Origin of the sequence: Methanobrevibacter sp. UBA212 (genome assembly GCF_905233225.1) — an archaeon.
Taxonomy (GTDB): Archaea; Methanobacteriota; Methanobacteria; order Methanobacteriales; family Methanobacteriaceae; genus Methanocatella.
The window spans coordinates 43,793-50,445 of sequence record NZ_CAJODJ010000012.1 but is presented as its reverse complement, the minus strand read 5'-3'; the positions used below and the strand labels follow the sequence as shown (position 1 = coordinate 50,445).

General features: G+C 38.7%; 3 protein-coding genes. All 3 read left to right on the top strand.

Annotated elements, in window-relative coordinates; translation table 11 throughout:
- Positions 1-3,571: Ig-like domain-containing protein (locus QZ138_RS04545; RefSeq protein ID WP_292886748.1), on the top strand; the 3,571-nt coding region annotated here is incomplete at its 5' end.
- Positions 3,568-4,689: an Ig-like domain-containing protein gene (locus QZ138_RS04540; RefSeq protein ID WP_292886746.1), complete on the top strand. Its 1,122-nt coding sequence runs from the start codon at positions 3,568-3,570 to the stop codon at positions 4,687-4,689. The genes QZ138_RS04545 and QZ138_RS04540, both read left to right, overlap by 4 nt.
- Before the next feature lie 61 nt (positions 4,690-4,750).
- Positions 4,751-6,415, top strand: coding sequence for an Ig-like domain repeat protein (locus QZ138_RS04535; protein ID WP_292886743.1), 1,665 nt, complete (start codon positions 4,751-4,753; stop codon positions 6,413-6,415).
- Positions 6,416-6,653: the final 238 nt, after the last annotated feature.

Genomic DNA, 6,653 nt, shown 5'->3' with positions numbered 1-6,653 from the left:
AGGAAACTACACTGCATACATTACTTATCGTGGTGATGATAACTTCAATGCATCTGCAATGCAGACTAACTTGACAATCACTAAGCTAACCACTACAATTACTATTTCAACAAATAGCACAATTGTAATAGGTCATCCGGTTGAATTCACAATAACTACTTCAGCCAACATGACTGAGGTTGTTTATGTTGAAGTTAACGGTACAAATCATACAACATTTATTAAAGAAGGTAAAGGAACATTCACTGTTTACGGATTGGAAGCTGGAAACTATACTGCTAAGGTTTACTTCCCAGGAAACACTCAGTACAATGCGGTTGACAACAGTACTGAATTCAATGTAACCGGCAAGTCACCGGTATCAATAGCTGTTTCAGTCAACAACATCACTCTTGGTGAGAATGCAATGGTATTCGTAACTGTTAATGCCACATCAGGTTCAGTGACACTTAACATTGCAGGAAGACCTCAAACCAAGGCAGTTGACGCTAACGGTAAAGTCAACTTCACAGTAACAGGCTTAATCGCACGTGACTACTTCGTGACTGCAACATACCTTGGAACTGACGAGTACCTGTCAAATGCGACTAACACTACATTCACAGTCTTCAAGAAGAAATCCGAATTATCAATCAATGTGACAAACATTTTCGTTGGTGAAAACGAAACTATAACAATCAATGTAACTAAAGGTGCAACCGGTGTTGTCCTTATTGACATTGCTGGTCTGCAAGTATATGCAATATTAAACAATGCAACAAGCATAGCTATTGCATTATTCGATGACTTAGGAATAGGAACATACAATGTTACCGCTACCTATATGGGTGATGATAATTATAATGGCAGTTCAAACAATGCATCATTCAATGTGACCAAGCTCAAGACAAGCATCATTATAACTGGATCCAACATTACAGTTGGCCAAGTTGAGACATTCAACATTACAACTTCAGCAAATATCACTGAAGTTATCACTATTGAAATCGACGGTGTCAACTACACTACATTCATACAAAACGGTAAAGGAACCTACACTTACTATGGATTAGAAGAGGGAACTCACACAGTATATGTATACTTTGCTGGAAACAGCAAGTATGATGCTGAGCAAAACTCCACTGTAGTTGAGGTAACTGGTCAAAAACCTTCCGCAGTCACTGTGAACGTGACTAGCATCACTGTAGGTGAAAATGCAACAATCTATGTTAACGTGACTGAAGGAGCAACAGGTTATGTGATGATTACAATCGCTGGTGAATCTCACTTGGTAGAGTTGAACAACAGCAAAGCTAACATTACAGTAGAAAACTTGACTGCACGCCACTATCATGTAACAGCATACTATCTTGGTGATGACTACTACTTAGGAAATGAAAGCACTGCCGAATTTGACGTTAACAAGAAAGCAACACTCATCAACGTAACTGCAGTTGACATTACAGTTGATAAGAATGAAACAATCACAATCAAGATTACAAACGGAACCACTGGTGTGGTATTGATTGACATTAACGGAACTGATTACTATGCAAACATAGTAAACGGCACTGCAAAACTTGTCGTCAATAACTTGGCTGTTGGCGAGTACAATGTAACAGTCGAATATGAGGGTGACGCTAACTATGCAGCATCCGTCAATTCAACCAGGTTCAATGTAACCAAACTCAACTCTAATATAAATCTGATAGTTGTAACTCCTTCACCTGTCGCTGAAGGTGGAGCAATCATGATTAACGTAACCGGACCTGCTGATGCGACTGGAATTGCAATCGTCAGTGTCAAGGACAATGACTTGAACACTGTGCAAAACTACACTGTCTACATTAACAACGGTAAAGGTTCATTAGTACTGATTGATCAACCTGTTGGCCATTACAGTGTTGTAGCTAACTATCAGGAAAACTACAAGTACCTGGCTAACGTTTCAAACACTGGAACATTTGAGGTTTACGCTACCGGATCCAGCTTGAACGTCAAGACAGAGAATATCAAAGTCGGGGATAATGAAACTATTATCGTGACTGTTGAAGGCGAGTATGATGAAAATGTAACCTTGGTGATTGGTGACTTGACATATGAAAGCCCATTAGTCTACAATTCAACCAGCAACAACAGTGTCGCTACATTCAAACTGGATTACAAGTTCCCAGCAGGCACATACACTGCACATGTTTCATTCATATCAGAGGATGCTGGCAGAATTGTAACTCATGAAGGAAAGGATTCATTCATAGTCTCAAAAATCAACTCTACAGTTGGAATCAACAGTATCTCAGATATTAAAGTAAGTGAAAATGTAACAGTCACATTCACACTTGCTCCTAGTGATGCAACAGGCACTATTGATGTTTATGTGAATGGTGAAAGACACATTGTCAATGCTGACAACTTAACATTAACATTGACTGGCCTTGCTGCAGGACACTACTTCGTGCAAGCGATGTATGGTGGAGACAACAAGTACTTGCCATCTTCTGCTAATGCAACATTTGAGGTATACAAGAATAATATCTCAATCACTTTGGATGTTGTAAGCATTAGGGTGAATGAAACAGAATACATTAATGTAACCCTTGAAAGCGATGCTAGGGGATATGTTTTAATCAACATCAATGGAACTCAATACTATGCTCAAATCAAGGATGGTAAAGCAAGTGTAAATGTTACTGGATTGGAAATTGGTGAATACACTGTAAATGCTACATTCATTGGTGATGACAAGTACTACAGCAATTCAACAGTTGAAAAATTCACTGTAACAAAGCTCGCCACTACTATTGAGATTACAGGTTATGACATCTATGAAGGTCAAGATGTAGTGTTCACAATCACTACTTCCGCCAACATTACAGAAGTTGTCAAAATCGAAGTGGCCGGTAAGAACTACACTGCATTCGTTGAAAACGGCAAAGGTAACTACACTGTATCAGGATTGAAAGTCGGAAACTACAATGTGACCGCTTACTTCCCAGGTAACACTAAATACGATGCGGTAAACGACACTACCAATATTACAGTCAAAGGCAAGACCAAGACTTCAATCAACGTGACAGTTGAGGACATTACTGTCGGCGATGAAATCACTGTTGTAATCAATGCAACAAAAGGAATCAATGACACAGTATATGTAACCATTGCTGGTGTGGCTTACACTCACACATTAGTTGATGGTCAAGGCAGCTTCAAAGTCCCTAACCTGATTGCTCGTGACTATGTGGTGTCAGTATTCTTCATGGGCAACACTGAATTTGAATTATGCAACAATACTTCAAACTTCACAGTGCATAAGAAGGACACTTCCATAAAACTGAATGTCACTGACATCTATGTTGATGAAACTGAAATGATTAAGGTTGAAGTGAATAAAAACGCTACAGGCAACGTATTGATAACTATTGGTGAAGTTCGTGTTTATGCAAATCTAACTGATAGTGTTGCAATCGTAAACATTACCGGTTTAGCTGTCGGCGAGTACAATGTAACTGTAGTCTATGTTGGAGATGCAATCTATAATGGTAATTCAACCAATGCAACATTCAACGTGTTACATGCGATGATGAATATGTGATTGGTCAGCCAATAGTCTTCACAATCAAGACCTCAGTCAACATTACTGAAGTTGTAACAATCACTATTGGTGAAACCGTTTATCACACTTTCGTTGAAAACGGTACAGGCACATTCACAGTCACTGGATTGGCTCCAAATGAATACATTGCACTTGTGAACTTCACTGGAAACTTCTACTATGATCCAGTTGGAAACTCAACCACATTTAAAGTGATTGATAAACTGCAATCCACTGTAAATGTTAAAGCAGAAAATATCACAATTGGTAATAATGCAATTATTGAAGTTGAAGTTACTCCGGGTGCTACTGGTAATGTGACTATTGTGATTCTTGGTCGTGAATTCACTCAAGCGGTTGATTCTACAACTGGAAAAGCTACATTCACTATTTCCAAGGATAACTTGACTGCTCGTGACTACCATGTAACTGCAATCTATCAAGGTGACGCTTACTATTACACCAGTCAGAATGCAACTGACTTCGCAGTCAATAAGATTAATACTACTATCGCTGCTAGTGTGACTAACTCCACTGTGGGCAGTGTTGAATATATTAACGTGACAGTCAGTGCTCAAAACGGAACAGTGCTATTGAACATTAACGGTTCACACTACTACGGTGAAGTGATTAATGGTGTTGCTAAATTCAACGTGACCGGTTTGCTGGTCGGCAATTACACTGCTGAAATCAGGTATGTTGAAAACGACATCTATAACGCTAACTACACTGAAGCCAAATTCACAATCAGCAAAAAGTCAACAACAATCATAATCACAGGTCATGACATTACTGAAGGTCAAACTGAAACATTGACAATCACAACTTCAGCTAATATCACTGCTTTAGTTAAAATCGAGATTGATGGTGTCAACTACACTACCTTCATCTCAGAAGGTAAAGGAACATTCACCATCAGCAATTTAACCTCCGGATTAAAAACAGCTAAAGTATACTACCTTGGTGATGATGAATACTTGGCAATAGACAATAAAACCACTTTCAATGTTGACCATAAGTTGGATTCCGAAGTCAACATTACCGTGGAAAACATTACAATCGGTGATGATGAACACATTATAATCAATGTAACCAAAGGAGCTGATTTCAGGTACTGAATATGTAAGGCCAATCGACGCTAACGGTCAAGTGTTATTCACAAAACCTGCCGGTGAATTGATGGCTAGGGATTACAGTGTAACTGTAATCTATGATGGAGACACTTACTATAAAGGCAGCAAAAACACTGCTAACTTCACAGTAAGCAAGAAACCTTCAACTGTTGATTTGGATGTTCACAACATCACTGTAGGAGATACTGAAGTCATTAACGTCAATGTAACTCCTGGCGCTACTGGCATGGTGCTGATTAATGTAAGCGGAACATACTACTATGCTGACTTGAATGAAGGTAAGGCAACATTCAATGTGGCGGGTCTTAAGACAGGCGAAAACACTGCTATCGTAACTTATGCTGGTGATGATAATTATAACAGAAGCGTTGCCTCTAAAGTATTTGTAGTGCATCCTAAGATCACTCTTGAAGCAGGCGCAAACAACGGCACTGAAACTCCAATAACTGTTAAAGTGTCAGACAATGCGACTGGTAATGTGACTGTTGTCGTGAACGGAACTCCATACACCGCTAAGGTTGAAAACGGCACTGCTACAGTCTATGTGACAGATGCTCAGCCTGGTGAACAGAACGTTACCGTAATATATGATGACGGTAAAAACCCAGTTACTCAAAACCAGACTGTTGACATTCCTAAAGTGACAGGATATCCTGTGAATGTTACTGCGCCTGATGTGAAAGTCGGTGAAAACGGCACAATCACAGTCAAACTTCCTGATGATGCTACAGGTAATGTGACAGTTAGGGTGGGCAATCAGACTATACCTGCTAAGGTTGAAAATGGTACTGCTGTTGTGAACGTTAATGATCTTCCTGTAGGTTCATATGATGTTGATGTGACTTACAGTGGTGATGACAAGTATGCTGGAACAAATACCAAGTCACATATCAACGTTGCTATTGACATTCCTACAATCAATGCCGTTGAACAACTTGTGAGAGGCTGGAACAGTATATATGATTACGAAGCGGTATTCCTTGACAAGTTCGGTAATGCATTGGAAGGAGTTAACGTGACATTCACTATCAACGGCAAATCCTACACTGTATTGACTGAAAAACACGGTGTGGCAAAACTAACCACTTCCCACTTGGATGTTGGTGAATACAATGTCACTTCATACAACCCAGTGACTGGTGAAACAGTAACCAAAGGACTTAAGGTTGTTCCTAGACTGATCCATAACAAGGACATTACCATGGACTTCATGGATGGAACTTACTACACTGTTCTTGTCATAGGCGATGACGGCAATCCTGTTGGAGAGGGTGAAATCATTGACATTTACGTCAACACAATCCACTATGTAAGTAAGACCAACAAGAATGGTCTCGCTAAGTTGAAGATTAACCTGAACCCTAAAAAGTATAAGGTGATGGCTGAGTATAAGAACTACAAGGTTTACAATAAACTGCAAGTTAAACAAACTCTTAAACTTGTCAAAAAGATTGTTTCAGTCAAGAAAGGCAAAATGATAGTTCTTAAGGCTAAACTCAAATGGACTAACGGCAAGGCCATTAAGGGCAAGAAGATTGTCTTCAAGTTCAAGGGCAAAAAGTACTCCGCTAAAACCAACAAGAAGGGTATTGCTAAGGTAACTATCAAGAAGAAATCAGTGCTTAAGAAACTCAAGAAGGGTAAAAAGTACTCTTTCGTTGCTTCTTACCATAAGAACAAGGTGAAAGGTAAAGTGAAAATCAAAAAATAGTGTTTCTCATTAACACTATTTTTCCTTTTTATTTTTTAAACAATTAAATTTAAATAATCTATTTTTATTCTATACTTTGACTATTTTTCATTAATTTAATTGATCGTGATTTCAATTATTCTTGCACTTGTCATTGGTATCCTCATGTTCGCCATAATGCATATGCCAGTAATGATGAACTGATTCATTTTTTGCAATTTTTCGATTAATTTATTAATGGTTAAATCTTCATATATTA